Raw genomic sequence first — 19561 nt, forward strand, 5'->3', positions numbered from 1 at the left:
GCGGCGGACGCATAGGGGGAGAGAAGTGTCACCTATGTATCCGGTTCAAAGTGTTACCCATCTATCGGCTGGACACCGGCAGGGCGATGAGGGGCGGCGCCGACATCGATAATAGTTCAACACAAGTTGAACCTTTCTGAATTGCACCTATGTGTTCCAGTATCTACGTTCCGCCGACTTTTCCGCCATCAGTCTCGCGCCGTCGTTTTCGCCCCGCCAAACCCAAGGAATTTCCCGCATGACCGAATACACCCCGCCGAAAGTCTGGAGCTGGAAGAAAGCCAATGGCGGCACGTTCGCCAGCATCAACCGGCCTATTGCCGGTCCGACGCATGACAAGGTGCTGCCGGTCGGCAAGCATCCGCTGCAGCTCTATTCGCTGGCGACGCCGAATGGGGTCAAAGTGACTGTCATGCTGGAGGAGCTTCTGGCGCTCGGCCACAAGGGCGCCGAATACGACGCCTGGCTGATCCGCATCAACGATGGCGACCAGTTCGGCTCGGGCTTTGTCGAGGTCAACCCCAACTCCAAGATCCCGGCGCTGCTCGACCGCAGCGGCAAGACGCCTGTCCGCGTCTTCGAGTCCGGCTCGATCCTGCTTTATCTCGCGGAAAAGTTCGGCGAGTTCCTGCCGACCGAACAGCCGGCGCGCGCGGAAACCTTGTCCTGGCTGTTCTGGCAGATGGGTTCGGCGCCCTATCTCGGCGGCGGCTTCGGCCATTTCTACGCCTATGCGCCCGAAAAAATCGAATACGCCATCGACCGCTTCGCCATGGAGACCAAGCGCCAGTTCGACGTGCTCGACCGGCGGCTGGCGGAGACCGAATACCTCGGCGGCGCCTTCTATTCGATCGCCGACATGGCGGTATGGCCCTGGTATGGCGGCCTGGCGCTCGGCCGCATGTACAATGATTCCGCCGAGTTCCTGTCGGTGCAGGACTACGAGCACGTACAACGCTGGGCCAAGGCGATCGACGCCCGCCCGACCGTGCAACGCGGCCGCATGGTCAACCGCGCCTTCGGCGACCCCGCCATGCAACTGCACGAGCGCCACGACGCCAGCGATTTCGAGACGAAGACGCAGGATAAATTGGTGGTGGCGGAGTGAGCTAATCTCCCCCCTTGAGGGGGAGATGGCCGGCAGGCCAGAGGGGGTCGGCTCGACTGGGCGCGACCTCCTGCGACTGATGAAGGTTAGCGCTCCACGCGCGGCGACCCCCTCTGTCGCCTTCGGCGACATCTCCCCCTCAAGGGGGGAGATTAGCCCATCAATTTCGCCAGCCTCGGCACGCCCTCACCCACGGCGCGTTCATCAGCCAGCGTAAAGCTCATCCGCATCGTGTTGCGGCCCGAACCGTCGGCGTAGAATGCGTTGCCCGGCACGAACGCCACGCGGGCTTCCTTGACCGAGCGGGCGAGCAGTGCCGTGGCGTCCGCACCTTCGGGCAGCGTCAGCCAAACGAACATGCCGCCTTCCGGTCGGCTCCAGCTGACGCCATCCGGCATTTCCGCTTCGAGTGCTGCAAGCAAGCCGTCGCGGCGCTGGCGATAGGCGCCGATCAGCTTTTCCACCTGGCTGTCGTACACGGCCTCGGAGACGCGGTGCATGACCAGCTGGTTGATCGACGGGCTGTGCAGGTCCGACGCCTGCTTCATCAGCACCAGTCGCTCGACGACGCGGCGCGGCGCGCAGACCCAGCCGACGCGCATGCCCGGCGACAGAATCTTTGAGAACGAGCCGCAATAGAGCGTGCGGGCATTGTCGATGCCGCCTGAGCGTTCGCAGTCGAGCGCCAGCATCGGCGGCTGGCCCTCGCCGTCATAGCGCAGCGCGCGATAGGCGGCGTCCTCGATGACGGCAATGTCGAGCTCGCCGACAAGGTCGAGCACCGCCTCGCGCTGCTGGCGGTTCAGCGTCTCGCCGGTCGGGTTGGCGAAATCCGGAACGAGATAAGCGAACTTCACCTTGCCGCCCTCTTTTGCAAAAGTAGAGGGGGCAGCAGCCGCCGCCTGGTAGGCGGCCGGCGTCATGTTGCCGCCATCCGGCGTCAGCCGGTCGTAGCGCGGCTCATAGGCGTTGAAGGCCTGGAGCGCGCCGAGATAGGTCGGCCACGTCACGAGCGCTGTGTCGCCGGGCGACAGGAACAGCTTGCCCAGATAATCCAGCGCCTGCTGCGAGCCGGAGGTGATGAAGATGTTGTGCTCGTCGCAGGCGATGCCAAGCTTGCCCATCTGGCCGGCCAGCCATTTTCTGAGCGGCAGATAGCCTTCGGAGACCTGATACTGAAGTGCTGCGCTCGCCTCCGCGCCGCCCAGCACCGAGGCATAGGCATCGGCGATGGCTTGCGCCGGAAACAAGGCCGGATCGGGGATGCCGCCGGCAAAGGAGATGATGTCGGGCTGGTCGAGCAGTTTGAGCAGCTCGCGGATTTCCGACGCCTTCATGCGCGAGGCGCGCGACGCCAACAGGTCCATCAAACTCACGAGCCCACCTCCCGGGATACGGCATCTGGTCCAGCATGACCGTTCCGGCCCATGCGATTTAGGTCAATCTGACTGACCTATTATCAGGCTCCCTCACCCGCGGGAATAGCCAGACCCTCATTCCGCGTGGCCCAGACGAAAAAGCAAACACATTTCTGCCCTGGACAGGGAAAATTGTTGCGCGCCGAGGGGCGCGGATGCAACCTCATTCCGAGCGGACCGGCATAAAAAGAAAAGCGGTCTCAACAAGGGGGGTTAAAATGACGCTTGAGCTCATCGGGGCCGGATTCGGCCGCACCGGCACATGGTCGACCTTTGCCGCGCTGAACAGGCTGGGCCTTCCCAGCTACCACATGCAGGAAGTCATCCTCAACAAGGCCAACAAGGGCCATCTCGACTTCTGGCGCAAGGTGGCCAACAGCCCGCCCGGCAGCCAGCACGACTGGACCAGAGTCTTTGCCAATTACAAGGCGACGGTCGACAATCCGGGATGCTGCGTGTGGCGCGAATTGATGGCCGCCTATCCCGACGCCAAGGTGCTGCTCACCCTGCATCCGCGCGGCGCCGAGGCCTGGTACGACAGCACCATCGACACCATCCACTTCACCGAGACATTGTGGCAGTTCAAGGTGCTGGAATGGCTGACGCCGTTCGGCCGCAAATTCGGCGACATGTCGCACAGACTGATCTGGGGCCGCACGCTTGCCGGCGTGATGGACGACCGCGCCAAGGCGGTGGCGCGCTACAACGCCTATACCGAGGAGGTGATAGCGGCCGTGCCGCCGGAGAAGCTTCTGGTGTTCAAGGTCAGCGATGGCTGGGCGCCGCTCTGCGGCTTCCTCGGCGTGGCGCTGCCCAACGAGCCTTTCCCCAACCTCAACGACCGCGAAAGCGTGAAGAAGATCATCGGCGACATCATCAAGGGCAGCTACTTCATGCTGGGGCTGTCGGTGGCGGCGGTGCTTGCGGCGGTCGCGGCGCTGTGGTGGTGGCTGGGGTAGCCGCCGGACCGTCAGGATACCGCTACTTGCGCGTGATCCAGCCGAGCAGATCCGGCTCGACGTCTTCGTGGTCGGTCAGGTCGCGAACCAGGGAGGCGGCGAGCGCGCGCCACCGCTTTTCCGGGACATTGTCTTCCATCACCGATTTGATGAAGGCGGCGCGCAGGATGGCGCAATCGAAGGCGGATACATCGAAAAGGCAGTTCTGCCATTTCGGTTTTCCCCGTTCACATCGGGCGCGCGAGCCTGTCGAAGTCTCAGGCGCCAGCGCCCCATACAATGGTCGACGACAGCGGATTCATACTCTTGCCGAACCAAGGTTCAACACAATTCGAATGTACGCTTTTTACCAAGCCATTGCGGTTCGTTGCCCGCTTTTGCGCCGATGCTAGATTTGCCGGGCGGCCTCTCCCCAGATGGCCGCAAATGGCCGGCGCGGCTCTGGCAACATGCTTTCACCGGCATTCGCGTCGGCCATTTCCAGCCCGTGCCAGGCTCAGCCCAGCAGGCGTTCGTATTCGGCCTCGGCCTGGCCGTAGAAGCCGTCGGCGACGGCGATCAGGCCATCCCGGTCGCGGATGACGATCTCGCCGCGCCGCGACCGGATCAGGCCGCGCCCTTCCAGGATCTGCAGGCCGATGGTGACGCCCGGACGCCTGACGCCGAGCATGACGGACAGGAACTCATGCGTGATCTGGATCTGATGGCCGACCACCCTGTCGTCACACATCAGGAGCCATCTGGCCAGCCGATCCTCGAGCTTGGCGCGGGCATTGCTCAGCGCCGTGGATTTGGTCTGGCCGTGCAGATAATGGGCATAGCGCAGCAGGAAGGCGCGAAGCGTCGGGCTTTTCTGCAGCGCTGCCTTGAACGGCTCGGAATCGATGCACACCGCCTCGCCCGGCATCTGCATGTAGCAGTCATGGGGCGCCCAGTCGGCGCCCATCACCAAAGCGGAGCCCGACATGCCTTCGTGGCCGATGATGCCGACCTCGGTGTCCAGGCCCGGCCGGTTCCTCGCCACCACCGAGGCCAAGCCGCTTTCCAGGAAGCATACCGAGACGACCGGCTCGCCCGCCATTTCGAGCGGGGCTTTGAGATCGAGCACACGATGGTGCAAATGCGGCGCAAGCAGTGCGAAGTCGGCCGGGTTCATGCGGCGCAAGAGGCCGCTTTTCTCCTTGCTGACCGACTGGTCCATCGCTCTCTCCCGAAGGGCAAGAGCACATGTAATCTCCCAGCCGTCGGCGCCCTGCCCAAATGCAAACGGTCATTGGACGATAGCTGACTCGGATTCAGCCATTGTACTTCGTACAAAACCGACAAATCAGGGGCGACGCCCCATGGATCAATCCAGCAGCTTTTCCTGGATCAGCGCTTCGGGCGGTCAGCCGCAACCATGCGCGCTTCGCGCACGATGGACAAGCGATCGTTGCCGATCAGCGATGCGATCTCTTGTATCTGCTGCTCGGAGGCCCCGGTTTCCCGCGCCAAGGCCGCGAGCGCCTCGGCGCTCAGACCGGACTGTCTCGGTTGCTCCGCCATGGCTCCAATGCCTCCTGTCGGGGCAGGAGTGCGATGGTCGCTCCCAAGCGTCAGCGCCCATTGATGTGGCCGACGATGCTGCACTGTACGCTTCCGAACAATCGATGGCGAGCGATATATTAGCGACGCTGGATGCGGCCCTAGAACGGCAGCCTTATCTCATCGATCGACCTCGACTCCGTCCAGCCAATGTCCTTCTGGATCTCCGTCGGCAGCGCATTCAGTGCGCGCACGGTCTTCCTGTGCTTGCTGGCGCGCGCCAGGGCAGCGCGAATTCTGCTGAGACTTTCAAACATCGGTTACCTCCATGCAGCAGCAGAGCGCTGCCTCAGGCCCGCTCTTGCACGGCCTCTGTAACCGATCGATTGCGCGGCAACGGTGAAGCGCTTCACAAACCGATGCCCGCCAGAAACATTTGTATACAAATCAATTCAGGGAACGGGAGAGTCGCTAAGGAGGCCGCGCCAGACTGCCCGCGTCCAAAGGGCCGACATCCGCGTCGAGCTTGCGGGACGCTGGACCAAGGGCATGACGGTCTGCAATTTCGAGAAAATGGGCGCGATGCACCATTTCGGCGGTACGGCGAGCGAGCAGACCGACTTCCGCCATAGCGTGGCGATGAAGCTCGACCATGCGAAGCTCTGTGATCTGATCGTCGATGCGCTGGGCCGGTTCGTGTAGGCCAAGGGGTGACTCCCTCTTCCCGGGCAATCGCATGGGATTGCGCCAGCCCCTTATGCGATTGCCCTGCCCTCCTCCGCGCCATCGCCGGCATCGTCGTCCGCCCCCTCGGCTATGGACGAATCCCATCATGCGCAATAAGGATGGGGTCTGCCGTGGCGCTTTCGCGCCGGGGCAGGCGACGTTCGATCAATGACGCTGCGCCGGGCGCCTTTGACGCCCCGCAAAAGTGTCGATACCGGGGGATCTGGTCATGACCGACAACAAGCCGACCGTAGACGTTACCAAGGACTGGCAAGCAACACAGGGCCAGAAGTCCGGGGCCACGCGGCTGCGCCTGTTCGCCGTGCTGTCGTGGGTCATCGCCATTGGCGGCGAGATCGCCGGGATCGTACTGCTCTACAAGCACAAGTTCGACCAGGGAAACCTGCCGCTGCTGATCGGCATCCTGGTCGGCATCGCGATCTTCGCCATCGCCGGCAGCCTGCTCTGGAAGGCGGCCAACCGGAAGGACCCGGCCCGCGAATCCGACACGTTCAGGTTCTTCGTCCAGAACCAGCTCGGCGCGATCATCACGCTGATTGCCTTCCTGCCGCTGGTTATCCTGATCCTCAACGACAAGAACATGGACCCGAAGAGCAAGAAGGTGGCCGGCGGTATCGGCGCCGTGCTGGCCGTGCTGGCGACGCTGATCGGGGTCAGCTACCAGCCGCCATCGGTCGAGCAGTACACGCAGGACATGAACACCTGCGCGGAACAGATCAAGGCGGGGCAGCCGACCACGGCCTGTTCGCCCGAAGTCGCCGCCCAGGCGCAGGCGATCGCCACCGACTCCACCACGGTGGCCGCGGCGACGAAGGACGCGGCGCACCCCAATGGCCAGGATATCGTCTACTGGATCGCGCCGGAAAACGGCGCCGCGAAGTCCGACACCGAGCACGTCTTCCACCTCTGCGCGGCCGTCAGCCCGCTGAAGGACAAGACCGTCAACAGCGGCTCGGTGACCGAAGCCTACGCCCAGAACGCCATCCGCATCACGAAGCAGATCGAGATGGAACAGAAGCAGTGCGGGTTTACCACTACGCCGTGAGGGGCGCGTGGGCTGGCGGACCTAGAGGATCACCGCCAAACCGTCTGAGTTCAACTGGCGTTGGCGCTCTTCCGCAAAAGGAGGTCGTCTGAGCCGCGATCGTCACGGCTTTCCTTGAGGCGCAATGGGATTTGCGGTGGGGGGTGCAACAGCTGGCGCGGGCACTGCCGTGGTGCTCACAGCTGGCAACAGGCCATCACCGATTGCCTTGACGGCCGCGCCGACGATTGCGCCGCCGATGACAGCCACAATTGCGAAATAAGTGAGAACGCGTGACTGTCGCTCCTTGATGTCGGCCACCTGTGTTCGCACCCCCTCGTTCTTGTCGCTCAACGCTTTCAACTCATCTTTCATTCGCTTTTCGAGTGCGTAGAGGGAGTCTACGACGCCAGTGATGTTGTTGATCATGCCGGGGGGAATACCGATCGGGCCTAGCTTGTCCTTGTGTTTAACCGATGGCGCATCAAGGTCGGCGATCCAAAGGAGGAATAGGGGCATTCCGCGCTGCAGATGAATTGTGGCCGGACCTGCGTTGAAAACCGCAAAGATTAATGGGCCCGACCAGCCGGGATCGACGTGGAATCCCGATACATTTACGAGTCCCTTGGACTTGTATGTTGCTTTGATGGAGATGAACCCCATCACGTCAACAGGGATCGTGACCGTCTCCTCGGTCAGCAAGAATGCAAACTGGCCGGGCGGAATGGCGATCGGAGCGTTTTCCGATAAAATCTGCTTGGTGTGCGAATTGGGCGCCGGTTGTTCCAATCCAGGCGTGATATAGATTTCGCTACCGACGCGCATTGTGATGGCATTACAGTCAACCACATCGCGATGATCATGGTCGACGAGCTTCATTAACCCAGATTCGAGCCGTTGACTGCTCCAAAATGCCATTCCCGTTGCTCCTCCCCGTCACGAATCGTTAGGGATATTCAAATCCTTTTTATCACTAGACGACTCGGATGCCACATGGGCATCCGTTAAATGCAAGCAGTGACTTGGCTGCTCCTCTGCTTCGCTTTGTCTCCACGCTATCAATGTAAGTTGGGCACCTGAAGGCACGCCCTGTTCGGGAACCGTCGATAGCATTCGACTAGAAGTAGCAAAATACGCTTGTCTGAAAATCGAACATGCGCTACATATGATGTTCGATTATAAGACGGAGCACTCAAATGGACGTGCGCACGCGTTTCAAGCCGGACGTCGGCTTTCCCGATGAAGATGTTGAAGACCGTATTCGTGAAGCAGTTCGCGACCAGATGGGTATTCAGTCGGTTCTGCGACCGAGAACACGTAGTGCATGTGAGCCTGAGATCGATTCGCTCGTCGTGATCGAAATCATTTGCTCGATCGAAGAGGTTCTGGGCATCAAACTGCCGACCACCTTCGCACCGAAAGGTGGCTACGATAGCGTTGAAGCTTGTGTCGGTGACCTTGTGGCTGAAACGCGCGCCGTCTGGAACGCCTCAGTTAGGGAAGAAGAACACCATGACCGATGACCGCGCCGGATTTGCCTTGCCTCCTTCAGAGCCAGATCGCATGGCTCTCGGCGAACGTCTGCGTTCAGCTCGGGAGTATGTGGGTCTTAAGCAGGACGACGTGGCCAAACATCTGGCGATCCCCCGCAGCGCACTCTCCCATATTGAGGCAGGTCAGCGAAAAGTTGACGCACTTGAGTTGTCGAGAATGGCGAAACTCTATCAGCGACCAGTTAGCTGGTTTACCGGGGAGGATGCTGTCGAAGTTCCTGAGGAAGTCGCTCATGTCGCCAGGGCAGCTGCAGCGCTGTCCACGCAAGATCGTCAGGAATTGGCGCGGTTCGCGGACTTCCTAAGGTCGCGCGCCAAAACAAAGGGCGGGCAGTGATGGTCGATGCGCGTAACTCGATCTTGACCGGAACGAAGGCTGCCAGCGAGCTTCACCGTGACCTCGGGATTCGCAAACGTTTGGAGCGTAGCGGTGGCGGGAGAATTGACGTTTTTGGCGCGATCGGCCACCTCGGCGCGACCTTGATGTTTCAACCGTTGGACAAGCTGCTTGGTGCATACGTACCAGCAGATGAACCGGGTGTGCTGATCACGACAAAACGGCCGTTGCCCGTCCAGCGTTTCACCGGAGCGCATGAGCTTGGGCATCTTTATATGCAGCATGAGCCGAGCTTCGACGACGAAAAAATTCTACGTCGTGCTCCGTTCGCCGTAAGCTCGCCTGCGGATGCACAAGAACAGCAGGCAGACGCGTTCGCCGCCATATTTTTGGCCCCGTCCTGGCTACTTGCCATGATTGTTGCGAAACAGAAATGGTTGCCTCAAGCCCTGTCCGATCCTGCCACCGTTTACCAGCTATCTCTCCGTCTGGGCACAAGCTACAGCGCCACCTGCTATGTCTTGGAAAGGCATAAAGTCATTCGGCGAGATGAGCGCGAGAGGCTTCTTTCGCATCAGCCAAAGGACATAAAGCGTAGCCTGCTGACCGGCTATGAGCCACCGGACTGGAGATCTGACGTATGGCTGCTTACGAACCATGATGAAGGCAGCCTGATCGAAGGAGGACGCAATGACCTTTTCGTTGTGCGTCTTCGCGAAAACAGTGGCGCTGGTTATCTATGGGATTTTGATGCGTTAAAGTCAGCGGGCTTCGCAGTTGTGGCCGACGATCAAGAAGCAATCGATCCAGACCTCGTGGGCGGCCTCCTCACCCGGAAAGTGACGACCCGGTCCAACGATCGCAACCAAGGCGAAGTGACCCTGCAAGAGCGCAGGCCGTGGCTTCCAGGCAAGCCCCTCAACGAGCTTCACTTGCAATACGATCTAAGAGGACCGGAAGCGCCCGGCATGTGGGAGCCTGACCTGCGACGCGTCCTCGAGGCGGCCTGACGTGATCACGATTATCAAGGATCTTCGCTCCAAATTTGGGCCAGCGAGGGATCAGGACCCGCGCCCTACATGCATGGCATTTGCCGCGAGCGACGCACACGCGGTGTCGCGCGGAGCCTGGGTGCCATTGTCCGTGGAATGGGCATACTTCCACGCATTGAAGAGAGAAGGCACCAGGCCGCACGTGGGCGTATACTTCGAAACCATGCTGGAAACTCTACGCGGCGATGGGCAGCCCGTTGAGGCACAATGGCCTTATGACGCTTCAGAGTTCGTGGACTTTACAAATTGGCGGCCGCCAGCGGGTGCCAATCCAATCTTTCGGCAACAAGGTCAGAGGATTACGGCAACGGTTAGAAACCTCATTGCGCAAATAGACCAAGGCCGACCCGTCCTGTTTACAATGAGTATTTCTCACGCCTTTTATCAGCCAGCCCCACACGGGATAATTTCTTCGACAGAGGCCATGGAACCGAAGCGTGTTCATGCCTTGGTTGCGGTGGGTCACGGAACTGTTGGCAGCAAAAGCTATTTGCTTGTTCGCAACTCTTGGGGCGAGGCATGGGGTCTTGCTGGATACGCCTGGATCGACACGTCTTACCTCTCGCCGCGCCTGGTGGGTGCGGCCGTTATGGCAGGAGAAATTTGAAATGTATCTTCCGATTGAGCCGCAACCTACGAATGTTAAAGCTTGGCTTGCTGCGGCAACGGCCGTGGAGAACCTAGGTGGCGAGGCTAACAACGTGGTCATCGACATTGCTGATCCTTTGCTCGAGGACGAGACCGACGCACAAATTATTCGTGTCGTCGACAGCTTCCTTCGGACCCATCACTGCAACGCTCTGAATGGGGTCGCCAACACCATTTTTCCACAAAGCCTATTCGATCAGCATGGCCCGGATCAATTCTACCGCGCCTACCATGACCGCGTTTTTCCTCGAATGAAAACCATCACCCGCGACTGGGGACGATATTTCGAGCGACTGACCAGCTGGAAGAAGCTCGTCAACAATAAGGTAGAAGTGATCAATCCGCTGGACGATCTCGTAACGTTTATGCGCGGGCAGATCAGTTCAGACAAAAAGACATATCGAAATGCCTACGAGATGACCGTTTACGATCCTGGTCGAGACGCCGGGAAAGGATCCAATCGGCAGTGCCTAAGCTTCCTGAGTTTCAAACTGACGAACGACAATCGACTTTTGCTCACGGTAATGTATCGCAACCATGCCTACATCGCTCGTGGGCTTGGCAATTTCATCGGACTTGGTCGGCTCCAAGCGTTTGTGGCCGGCCAAGCCGGCGCGCAAATGGGCTCGCTTACCTGTATCTCCACCCATGCGATGATCGACCACGGAAAATCTAGCAAGGGCGATCAGGGTCAAGGCTGGTCGCGCGCAGAAGCTATTGCTTTGCTCGAAGAGTGTCGAAGTTTAATGGGCTAATCCTTCATCCCGCATGACTCTCTGTCTTCCGAAGTCATATCTTCAAACCAAATTTCACGCCGGTTCAAATCGGTTAGGACAACACCTATTCGCGCCGTCTGGAGTTGACGGAACACGGCGTAACCCTGAAGGATCGCCGACTCCCAGAGCCACATTGGCAGCTTCTCGGCTTCATAGCCCCGAACAAAGCGCTTCACGTCCTTCAAGATATCCAGCCCAAGCTTGGGCGTATTGGCGAAAAAGCGATGCTGCTTAGCGGTCTCGAAAATCCACGTCGTCAAACCTTCTTCGATCAAATTTGCTCGTGCACCGTCCTCGTTCTCGTCCAGGGCCTTTTGGCTCTTTCGTTTGATTTTTAGCAGCGCCCTTGTCGTCGGTGACCACCCAAGGACTGCCGCATAAGCAAGATGGAATACATCGTGGAAGCGGAAGTCATCTTCTGGGAGGTGATTGTCGGTCAGGCGATCGCCTAGTAGGAAACCGCCCGCTTTCTGAAACACAAATCGCGTCCCATTGACCTCGCGCTCGTAAATCAGCACTCGCATCTGCCGCGGAAGCTGTTCGTCAATGTGTAGGCCTTCATCGAGAAGTGGCGGAAACACCCGTTGTGTTGGCCAACGATCTTCGGTCTTTACAACGTTCCGGATGGCGGCCTCGGTTAGTGTAACTTCCGCAGCTCGAGCGACTTCACCCAAAAGCCCAAGGATGTAGCTGAGATCATTGTGCAGGGCTGCTACATCAGTATCTTTGGTTTCCGCGCCCTTCCGCTTCGCCAGATGGCCCGTCCCGCCGGCAAGCCCAAGGAGGGCGGACTCAAGTGTCTCGGTTCGCTGCGTTGCTACCGCGTTGTCAAATGTCGCGAAATTAGGCCCGTGGTGCAATCCTCTGGTCAAATTGACGAGAGATGACCCACCTCGCCGTGCGACAGCAGAAAGGTACCAAAGGACATCGCCCAATTCTTCGACTACGGCGTCCCGGTAGCCAAAGAACCCATCGGTGTCACGACGCTTTTTCTTGACCGCGCTGACCAAACTCCCCACTTCACCAACCAGACCCAGGATTGAGGTCCCGATTTCCCCGAACTCCAGTTGATCGGTTCTTGCCGCATGGTCTTCGAATTGTGCGACAGACATGGAGGCATCGTTTGCGGCCGTCATCTTTCCACACTCCATCTGCTGATTGTGCTGACTGGCAAGCCCAGACATCCTAGGATGCGCCCAAGAGAATCGATTTGGCCTTGGGAGCTGAACAATGCCCGTCTCGTTAACTGCGACTTTCGCGCGCACATGAACACCACCGTCGTTTTCGATACCTACTGGAGATTCGCTGCCGAGCGGCTCTCAATGTTTTATCGCAGATTGGCTGATCCATGGGGCCCTTGGACAAACGATCCGATCCTCCGCGAATTTAGGTTCACTAACACCTATCGCGCGGCCGATCGTGTTAGCCAATATTTGATTAGCGAAGTGCAGTACAGGTCAGAGCGCTCGCAGGAGCCGAAAGAGGTTTTTTTCCGCACAATTCTCTTTAAAATCTTCAACAAGGTCGACACTTGGGAAGCACTGGAACGAGAATTTGGGCTGCTGACTTGGAAAGATTTCGATTTCGAAAGAGCCGATCAGTTGCTGAGTCGTCTCCATGCGAAAGGCAGGAAAATCTACTCCGCTGCCTACATCATGCCGCCCCCCCCATTTGGCAAAACCCGGAAACACAGCAATCATCTGGCGCTACTAAACTTGATGATGACTGACCGATTGCCAGACAGGCTGCGACAGGCACCCGACCTTCAAACCGTTTATGAAACAATTCTAGGCTATCCGGGCCTTGGCCGCTTTCTGGCATTCCAGTATGCGATCGACCTGAATTACTCCACTTTGCTCGATTTCGATGAAAGCGAATTCGTTGTCGCTGGGCCTGGCGCGCTTGACGGCATATCTAAGTGTTTCAAGTCGACCGATGGCCAGTCAGCGGAGGAAATCATCAACTGGGTCACCGAACGGCAATCTGACGAGTTTGCAAGTCGAGGCATAGATTTCGCAGGTCTATTCGGACGACGGCTGCAGCCTATAGATTGTCAGAACCTTTTTTGTGAAATCTCGAAATACTCCAGAGTGGCACACCCGGATGTACAGGGTATCGCCGATCGCAAAAGAATAAAGCAGAGCTATCGTCGCACAGCTTTGAAGCTGCCTCAACCAAGGTTCCCACCGCGTTGGGGTGTCTCTACCAATCCTGCAGATGTCATAGTTAATAAGATCAGGTCAGAGGAACAACTTGAACTGCTCTAGTCTTTTCGGTTGAGGCGCGAAGCGGCCATTCACGGACGCAGGAGACAAAGTCGCCTTTAAGAGCAGCCAGCCTTCGCAGGATCAGCCTTCCCCCAAGACAAACAAGGCCCCTACCGGGGCCTTGCGCATCACCTCAGTGCCGGGCTCCGCCCCCTCACTTCCCCATCAGCTGCTTGGCATTCTCGGCCGTGATCGCGGTGGTCTCCACCGTCACCGTCTTGTCCACCTCGGTGGCGCAATCGAGCAGGATCTTTTTCGACATCTCGATCGCTTCCTTGGCGCCCGTCGGGTAGGTGAAGGTTGCGACCCAGTCGCCCTTGGCCACCGCTTCGATGCCGCCGGCCGGGCCTGGCAGGCCGTCGGTGCCGATGATCTTGACGTCCTTGCCCGCTCCCTTGGCGGCGAGCAGCGCGCCGGCGGCCATCATGTCGTTGGAGGCGTAGAGCACCTTGATGTCGGGGTGTGCCTGCAGCATGGCGGCGAAGGCGACCTGCGCCTTGTCCGGCACCCAGTCGGCGGCCTGCTCGGCGACGATCTGGACCTTCGGGTTGCCTTTCACGCCTTCCTTGAAGCCGTTGAGGCGCTCCACCGCCGGCGTCGAGCTCGGCAGGCCTTGCAGCACGGCCGCCTCGCCGCCATCGGGCAGCAGGGTCTTGGCGGTGTACTTTCCGGCTTCCTCGGCGATCTTGAAATTGTCGCCGCCGATGAAGGCGGTGTAGTCCTTGCCCGGGTCGCCGACCGTCTTGCGGTCAAGCTCGATGACCGGGATGCCGGCATCCATGGCGCGCTTCACCGCCGGCGTCAGCGGTGCGGCCTCGAAGGGCGAGATCAAAAGGATATCGACCTTCTGGGTGATGAAATTGTCGACCTGCGAGGTCTGCGTGTTGACGTTGCCGGCGCCGTCGGCGATCTGCAGCGTGAAGCCAGGCACTTCCTTGGCCGCCGCCTCCAGCTCGTCATTGACGTGCTGGCGGTAGGGCTCGGCATTGTTGGCCTGCGAAAAGCCGATGACGAACTGGCCGTCCTTGGCGCAGGCTTTCACCAGCGGCTCGGCGGCGTAAGCGGAGCCTGCAATGCACAGGCCGGCGCCTGCCAGCAGCACGGCCTTGAGGGTCGATCCTCTTAGTGTCGTTTTCATAACTCACTCTCCTCCTCGTCCGGCCGGGGGCCAGACCTTGGTTTGACGTTCACGTGTTGCCGTCTCCTCCTTGTTTGTTTGTGCATGTCGTCATCGCAAAACCTTTTGCGCGACATGCACTAACGACCCAACCCCTCGCGGCGGCGAACGAGGGATTGAAGCACTGCCGCCAGGACGATGATCGCGGCGGTCGCGAGCAGCTGCATGGCGGGCGTGATATTGTTGAGCTGCAGGATGTTGGCTAGCGCGCCCAGCATGATGGTTCCGGCGACGGTGCCGACCATGGAGCCGGCGCCGCCAAACAGGCTGGTGCCGCCGATGACCACGGCGGCGATGGCCGTCAGCTCATAGCCCATGCCGTCATTGGCGCTGCCGAAATTGAACTGGCCGGCATGGACGATGCCGGCAAGGGCGGCGGCAAAGCCGGTGATGGCGTAGACCGAGATCTTCACCATCGACACCGGCACGCCGGATATGCGCGCGGCGCGCTCATTGCCGCCGACGGCAAAGACATAGCGGCCAAAGCGCGTGGTGTTGAGGACGATGGTGGCGATCGCGGCAAAGACGACGAAGACCAGCGTCGCCACCGGCACGGTGTTGTTGAACAGCCGCTCGCCCAGCACGGCGAACACCGGCGGCGCCAGGCCTGGCCCTTCGCCATAGGAAATGTTGATGTACTGGTTGCCGGAGACGACCAGCGCCAGGCCGCGCGCGGCCTGCAGGCCAGCCAGCGTGACGATGAACGGCTCCAGCCGGAAGCGCGTCGAGATGGTGCCCTGGATGGCGCCGAAGACGATGCCCAAAGCGAGCACGGCGAGGATGGTGGGGATCAGGCCGAAGCCGCCGGAGATCATCATAGAGGCGGTGACGACGCTGGACAGGCCAAGCACTGCGCCGACCGACAGGTCGATGCCGGCGGTGATGATGACGAAGGTCATGCCGATGGCGATGATGCCGGTCTCCGACACCGCGCGCACGATGTTGGCGATGTTGTCGGGGTTGAGGAACAGGATCTCGCCGTGGCGGCGCGGCGAGAAGATGATGCCGCCGATCGCCACCAGCACCAGGCCGATCAGGCTCTGGAAGCGCACGATGAGCGCCAGCGGATCGCGATGCTTTTGCGCTGCTGCTGTGACTGGGCTTGCTGCCACTGGATTGTTGTCCTGAGACATCAGGCCTCCCTGCCGTTAGCCGCGGCCAGCACCGTGTGCTCGTCGACGCCGCCCAAAAATTCCGCCACATTGCGCCCCTGGCGCAGCACCACGATGCGGTCGCACAGACCGATCAGCTCCGGCATCTCGCTGGACGCCACCAGAATGCCCAGCCCTTGCGCCGCGAGTGCCCTGAGCCGCTGGTAGATCTCGCCCTTGGCGCCGACATCGACGCCGCGTGTCGGCTCGTCGAGCAGCAACAGGCGCGGATTGCCGAGGATCTCCTTGGCCAGCACCACCTTCTGCTGGTTGCCGCCAGACAGCGCGCCGACGGCGATATCGGGGTTCTTCGGCCGGATATCGAACTGACCGAAGGATTCCTTCACCGCCTCGGCCTGGCGGCGCGGCGAGACCAGCCAGTTCGGCGAGATTCGGGATATGACCGACATCACCAGGTTGAGGCCGACCGCCATGCGCAGCATCAGGCCCGAGCCCCGGCGGTCGTCGGTGACGAATGCGATGCCGGCGTGGCGGGCAGCACTGATCGAATCCAGTTTCACCGGCTTGCCCGATATGGCGACCTCGCCCTCCCAGCGGCCGGACAGGCCGGTGCCGTAGAGGGCGGACAGCAGCTCGGTGCGCCCTGCCCCCATGATGCCGGCAAGACCGACGATCTCGCCTTCATGGACATCGAGCGAAACGCCTTGCGGCGCCTGCCAGCCGGCGCTGTCGCGGGCGAGCTTGAAGCTGGCGTTCCTCAGGCTGAGCAGCGGCTTGCCCGCGGCCTTGGCGCGTTGCGGATAGAGTTCGTCCAGCGGACGTCCGACCAGCAGCCTGACCAGCTCGGCCTGCGGCGCGTGCGGCTCGGTGATGCCGGCGACACGGCCGTCGCGCATTACCGTCACCCGGTCGGCAATGCCGGGCACTTCCTCCAGCCGGTGCGAGATGTAGACGATGCCGACGCCGGTGGCGGCGAGCTTGCGCATGATATCGAACAGCCGCTCGACTTCGCCGACGGTGAGTGCGGCCGTCGGCTCGTCCATGATCAGCACGCGGGAGGCGTAAGACAGCGCCTTGACGATCGCCACCACCTGGCGCTGGCCGATCGACAGATCCGCCACCATGGCGGCCGGATCGATGGCGATCTCGATGGCTTCCAGCCGCTTCTTGGCCTCGCGGCGCATTGCCGGCACGTCGAGGAAGCCGCCCGGACGCATCAGTTCGCGGCCGAGGAACAGATTGGCGGCGACATCGAGCGACGGCACCAGGTCGAGCTCCTGGAAGATGGTGGCGATGCCGGCCGCTTGCGCCTCACGCGGGTTGTTGAAACGCACGGGTTTGCCGTCGATCTCGATCGTGCCTTCGTCCGGCGTGTAGACGCCCGACAACAGGTTCATCAGCGTCGACTTGCCGGCGCCGTTCTCGCCGAGCAGCGCGTGGATCTCGCCCGCCTTGAGGTCGAAGTCGACACCGCGCAGCGCCTGCACGCCGCCGAAGCGTTTGACGGCGCCGGTCATCACCAGCAGCGGCGCGGTCATGTTAGCCTCGTGTGGGTCGGCCTCCCGCAGGAGGCGCGCGCCCGCAGCGTCGCCTGCAGCCGCACCGAACGCGGCGCGGAACCGGTCGCCGCGATGCGGGCGCTGAGCAGGGCCGCGGCCTGCCTGCCTATCTCGGTGCAGGGCTGCGCGACCAGCGTCAGGCGCGGTTCGAAACAATCGGCCCATTCGAAATCGTCGAAGCCGGCCAGCGACAGATCGCCCGGAATGGTGAGGCCTTTTTCGCGGATGGCGCGGACGGCTCCGATCGTCGTCATGTTGTTGCCGGTGACCAATGCGGTTGGTGGCGACGGCAGCGACAGGATGGCGTGGGTGGATGCGGTCGCCGCCGCCGTGTCGACATTCTCGGCCGAGAGATAGTGCGGCACGCTTTCAAGTCCATTGGCGGCGAGCGAAGCCTGGAACGCCTCGATGCGCTCGCGCGTCGTCGTCAGGCCCGGCTGTCCGGCGATATAGCCGATGCGCTTGTGGCCGAAGGAGGCGACATGGTCGATCAGCGCGCGCATCGACGTTTCGTTCTCGACGCCGATCTGGTCGAAGCGCTCGTCGGCGAAACGGTCGATCAGAACGCATGGCATCTTCTTGTCGGCGAGGTAATCGATGGCGCGCTGCGGCGAGCCCGACGGGGCCAGGATGACGCCGTCGACGCGGCGCTGATGGAAAGCGCGCACCACCTGCAGTTCGCGGTCGGGATCCTCCTGGGTATCCGACAGGAAGACCATCAGCCCGAGCCGTGCGCATTCGGCCTCGACCGCGCAGATGATGTCGGTGAAATAAGGGTTGGAGATCGCCGAGATCGCCAGGCCGACGCTGTTGGTGGTTGAGGCCTTCAGCGAGCGCGCCAGCTCGTTGGGCTGGTAGCCCATGGCGGCAATGGCGTCGTTGATCAGCCTCGCCTTTTCCAGCGAAACGAAGCGCGTGTTGTTGACGACATGCGAGACGGTCGACACCGACACGCCGGCGCGCCGCGCCACTTCAGCCATTGTCGGCAAGACATATCAGCGCCTGCAAGCGCTCCTCCCTTTTGCGTTTCCCGTCCGCTCTGATGGCGGATTTTAAGGGAGCTTAGGGCGATCGAAACGTTTGCGCAATCGATTCGATGCAAATTTTTAGCGGGGCTTATCTCCCCCCCTCGAGGGGGAGGATGTCGCCGAAGGCGACAGAGGGGGTCGCCGCGCGTGAGGCGCCAACCTTCCATCTGCAGCAAGGACGTCGAGCCCAGTCGCACCGACCCCCTCTGGCCTGCTGGCCATCTCCCCCTCAAGGGGGGAGATTCGCAGTTTCAGCAAACTCGGCCACCAGCCCCTCATACGCCTCGAAGGCCGGCAGCGCCTCGTAACTATGCACCGCCGGCGTCGTCGCCCAGGGCAGTTTCTCGCTGGTCCATGTCTCGATGAACGGCGTGAACCAGCCGGGCTCGTCAAGCATGGTGGGGCGCAGATTGACGAACCAGTCGAGCCCTTCGGGGCGCGTGAACATCCAGCTCATGCAATAAGGGCAGAAGTAATGACGCGAGGCGCCGTGCAGCCCGCCGATCACCGGCTCGCCTTGCATGATTTCGAAGCCGTCCGAGGGAATGGCGGCGCTCAGTGAATAGGCGCTGGCCGACATGCGCTGGCAGCCGATGCAATGGCAAGCCATGGTCAAAAGCGGTTTTGCGGAAATCTTTAGCCGCACACGTCCGCAGCGGCATCCGCCTTCGGCCGGCAATTTCAGGGTTGGCACGGCAGTCTCCCACTCTTCGAAGCGCGGTGCTTCAGTCGCCGGTCAGCGCCTTCGTCGTCACCAGCGTGACGCCGGCATCGGTGAAGTCCGCATTGTACCGGGCGATGATCTCGGTCGCGGTCTCGCCTTCAGTGTCCAGCGTCGAATGCGCATCGGACACGACAGTGACGGCGAGGCCTTCGGCCAGGGCGCCCTCAACGGTGCCGGCGATGCAGAAATCGGTTTGCGCTCCGGCAAGCACGACTTCGCCGGCCCCCTGCCCGGCCACCCAGGCGCCAAGCTCGGCATTCGAGAAGGCGTTGCGGACGGTCTTGGAGAATGTCGGCTCGTCCTTGGCCTGGCCGAGTTCCGGCCATACCGGCCAACCCGGCTCGCCCGGCGCCAGCGGATCGCCGGCCGGCCCATCATGCCGCACGAACGCTATCCGGCGCCCCTCGCGCCGCGCCCAGTCGATCAGCGAGCGGGTACGCTCGGCGATACCCGGCGCATCATGGATCGGCGGCTCGACGCGCCCGTCGAACATGTTGGTCTGGAGATCGATGACGATGAGGGGAGCGAGGTTTGGCATGGCGCGAAGA

Annotated in this window: 22 protein-coding genes; 10 read left to right on the forward strand and 12 right to left on the reverse strand. The window is 61.1% G+C overall.

The annotated features are described in order from the left end of the window. Positions 1 to 238: 238 nt before the first annotated feature. Complete coding sequence (gene yghU / locus NKI32_RS13500; protein ID WP_027048808.1) at positions 239 to 1108, forward strand: glutathione-dependent disulfide-bond oxidoreductase; 870 nt, start codon at positions 239 to 241, stop codon at positions 1106 to 1108. A 152-nt stretch (positions 1109 to 1260) separates the two neighbouring features. Here yghU and NKI32_RS13505 read toward each other — a convergent pair whose 3' ends face one another. Continuing rightward, the gene (locus NKI32_RS13505; protein ID WP_353002907.1) at positions 1261 to 2475 is read right to left on the reverse strand and encodes an aminotransferase-like domain-containing protein; all 1215 of its coding nucleotides are present in this window, start codon (positions 2473 to 2475) and stop codon (positions 1261 to 1263) included. A gap of 269 nt (positions 2476 to 2744) precedes the next feature. Here NKI32_RS13505 and NKI32_RS13510 point away from each other — a divergent pair, with 269 nt between their 5' ends. After that, a complete protein-coding gene (locus NKI32_RS13510; protein WP_023751902.1) occupies positions 2745 to 3485 on the forward strand; it encodes a sulfotransferase family protein in 741 nt (246 codons plus the stop codon). A 496-nt stretch (positions 3486 to 3981) separates the two neighbouring features. Here the strand turns inward: NKI32_RS13510 and NKI32_RS13515 are convergent, their stop codons facing one another. From NKI32_RS13515 to NKI32_RS13525, 3 genes are all read right to left on the reverse strand, one after another. Then, the gene (locus NKI32_RS13515) at positions 3982 to 4686 is read right to left on the reverse strand and encodes a Crp/Fnr family transcriptional regulator (RefSeq protein ID WP_023751900.1); all 705 of its coding nucleotides are present in this window, start codon (positions 4684 to 4686) and stop codon (positions 3982 to 3984) included. Positions 4687 to 4856: 170 nt separating this feature from the next. Next, positions 4857 to 5030, reverse strand: coding sequence for a hypothetical protein (locus NKI32_RS13520; RefSeq protein WP_353002820.1), 174 nt, complete (start codon positions 5028 to 5030; stop codon positions 4857 to 4859). Between the two features lie 140 nt (positions 5031 to 5170). Beyond that, on the reverse strand, positions 5171 to 5326 hold the full coding sequence (locus NKI32_RS13525; protein ID WP_023671409.1) for a DUF1127 domain-containing protein: 156 nt from the start codon (positions 5324 to 5326) through the stop codon (positions 5171 to 5173). Positions 5327 to 5558: 232 nt separating this feature from the next. On the opposite strand from NKI32_RS13525, the gene NKI32_RS13530 reads away from it, so the two are divergent. Both NKI32_RS13530 and NKI32_RS13535 read left to right on the forward strand, forming a co-directional pair. Then, complete coding sequence (locus tag NKI32_RS13530) at positions 5559 to 5711, forward strand: hypothetical protein (protein WP_023751899.1); 153 nt, start codon at positions 5559 to 5561, stop codon at positions 5709 to 5711. Between the two features lie 253 nt (positions 5712 to 5964). Further along, positions 5965 to 6801, forward strand: coding sequence for an SLC5/6 family protein (locus NKI32_RS13535; protein WP_353002821.1), 837 nt, complete (start codon positions 5965 to 5967; stop codon positions 6799 to 6801). 102 nt (positions 6802 to 6903) lie between these two features. Here the strand turns inward: NKI32_RS13535 and NKI32_RS13540 are convergent, their stop codons facing one another. After that, positions 6904 to 7698, reverse strand: coding sequence for a dCTP deaminase domain-containing protein (locus NKI32_RS13540; protein WP_023705090.1), 795 nt, complete (start codon positions 7696 to 7698; stop codon positions 6904 to 6906). A gap of 278 nt (positions 7699 to 7976) precedes the next feature. Between NKI32_RS13540 and NKI32_RS13545 the strand changes: the two genes are divergently transcribed. From NKI32_RS13545 to NKI32_RS13565, 5 genes are all read left to right on the forward strand, one after another. After that, positions 7977 to 8303, forward strand: coding sequence for an acyl carrier protein (locus NKI32_RS13545; protein ID WP_023705091.1), 327 nt, complete (start codon positions 7977 to 7979; stop codon positions 8301 to 8303). After that, positions 8293 to 8670 (forward strand): helix-turn-helix domain-containing protein, encoded by a 378-nt coding sequence (locus tag NKI32_RS13550; protein ID WP_023705092.1) that lies wholly within the window; start codon positions 8293 to 8295, stop codon positions 8668 to 8670. The genes NKI32_RS13545 and NKI32_RS13550 overlap by 11 nt, the downstream gene beginning before the upstream one ends. Next, the gene (locus NKI32_RS13555) at positions 8670 to 9680 is read left to right on the forward strand and encodes an ImmA/IrrE family metallo-endopeptidase (protein WP_023708939.1); all 1011 of its coding nucleotides are present in this window, start codon (positions 8670 to 8672) and stop codon (positions 9678 to 9680) included. The genes NKI32_RS13550 and NKI32_RS13555 overlap by 1 nt, the downstream gene beginning before the upstream one ends. Positions 9681 to 9753: 73 nt before the next feature. Next, positions 9754 to 10329 (forward strand): C1 family peptidase, encoded by a 576-nt coding sequence (locus NKI32_RS13560; RefSeq protein ID WP_084565928.1) that lies wholly within the window; start codon positions 9754 to 9756, stop codon positions 10327 to 10329. 1 nt (position 10330) lies between these two features. Next, on the forward strand, positions 10331 to 11125 hold the full coding sequence (locus tag NKI32_RS13565; RefSeq protein ID WP_023705095.1) for a thymidylate synthase family protein: 795 nt from the start codon (positions 10331 to 10333) through the stop codon (positions 11123 to 11125). Here the strand turns inward: NKI32_RS13565 and NKI32_RS13570 are convergent. Beyond that, complete coding sequence (locus NKI32_RS13570; RefSeq protein WP_031196971.1) at positions 11122 to 12282, reverse strand: nucleoside triphosphate pyrophosphohydrolase family protein; 1161 nt, start codon at positions 12280 to 12282, stop codon at positions 11122 to 11124. The genes NKI32_RS13565 and NKI32_RS13570 overlap by 4 nt on opposite strands. 129 nt (positions 12283 to 12411) lie before the next feature. Here NKI32_RS13570 and NKI32_RS13575 point away from each other — a divergent pair, with 129 nt between their 5' ends. Further along, positions 12412 to 13413 carry a nucleotide kinase domain-containing protein gene (locus tag NKI32_RS13575; protein WP_023705097.1) on the forward strand — a complete coding sequence of 334 codons (1002 nt, stop codon included), beginning with the start codon at positions 12412 to 12414 and terminating at the stop codon, positions 13411 to 13413. A 154-nt stretch (positions 13414 to 13567) separates the two neighbouring features. Here NKI32_RS13575 and NKI32_RS13580 read toward each other — a convergent pair whose 3' ends face one another. From NKI32_RS13580 to NKI32_RS13605, 6 genes are all read right to left on the reverse strand, one after another. Further along, on the reverse strand, positions 13568 to 14551 hold the full coding sequence (locus NKI32_RS13580; protein ID WP_023689831.1) for a substrate-binding domain-containing protein: 984 nt from the start codon (positions 14549 to 14551) through the stop codon (positions 13568 to 13570). A 119-nt stretch (positions 14552 to 14670) separates the two neighbouring features. Beyond that, positions 14671 to 15723, reverse strand: coding sequence for an ABC transporter permease (locus tag NKI32_RS13585; protein ID WP_352911340.1), 1053 nt, complete (start codon positions 15721 to 15723; stop codon positions 14671 to 14673). Next, positions 15723 to 17240, reverse strand: coding sequence for a sugar ABC transporter ATP-binding protein (locus NKI32_RS13590; RefSeq protein ID WP_023671399.1), 1518 nt, complete (start codon positions 17238 to 17240; stop codon positions 15723 to 15725). Before NKI32_RS13590 ends, NKI32_RS13585 begins: the two co-directional genes overlap by 1 nt. Beyond that, positions 17237 to 18250: a LacI family DNA-binding transcriptional regulator gene (locus NKI32_RS13595; RefSeq protein WP_023743918.1), complete on the reverse strand. Its 1014-nt coding sequence runs from the start codon at positions 18248 to 18250 to the stop codon at positions 17237 to 17239. Before NKI32_RS13595 ends, NKI32_RS13590 begins: the two co-directional genes overlap by 4 nt. A gap of 268 nt (positions 18251 to 18518) precedes the next feature. Then, positions 18519 to 18983 (reverse strand): GFA family protein, encoded by a 465-nt coding sequence (locus tag NKI32_RS13600; protein ID WP_023834497.1) that lies wholly within the window; start codon positions 18981 to 18983, stop codon positions 18519 to 18521. A 31-nt stretch (positions 18984 to 19014) separates the two neighbouring features. After that, positions 19015 to 19551 (reverse strand): isochorismatase family protein, encoded by a 537-nt coding sequence (locus tag NKI32_RS13605; RefSeq protein WP_353002822.1) that lies wholly within the window; start codon positions 19549 to 19551, stop codon positions 19015 to 19017. Positions 19552 to 19561 lie beyond the last annotated feature (10 nt).

The sequence above is a fragment of the Mesorhizobium sp. M0761 genome, assembly GCF_040320205.1.
Classification (GTDB): domain Bacteria; phylum Pseudomonadota; class Alphaproteobacteria; order Rhizobiales; family Rhizobiaceae; genus Mesorhizobium.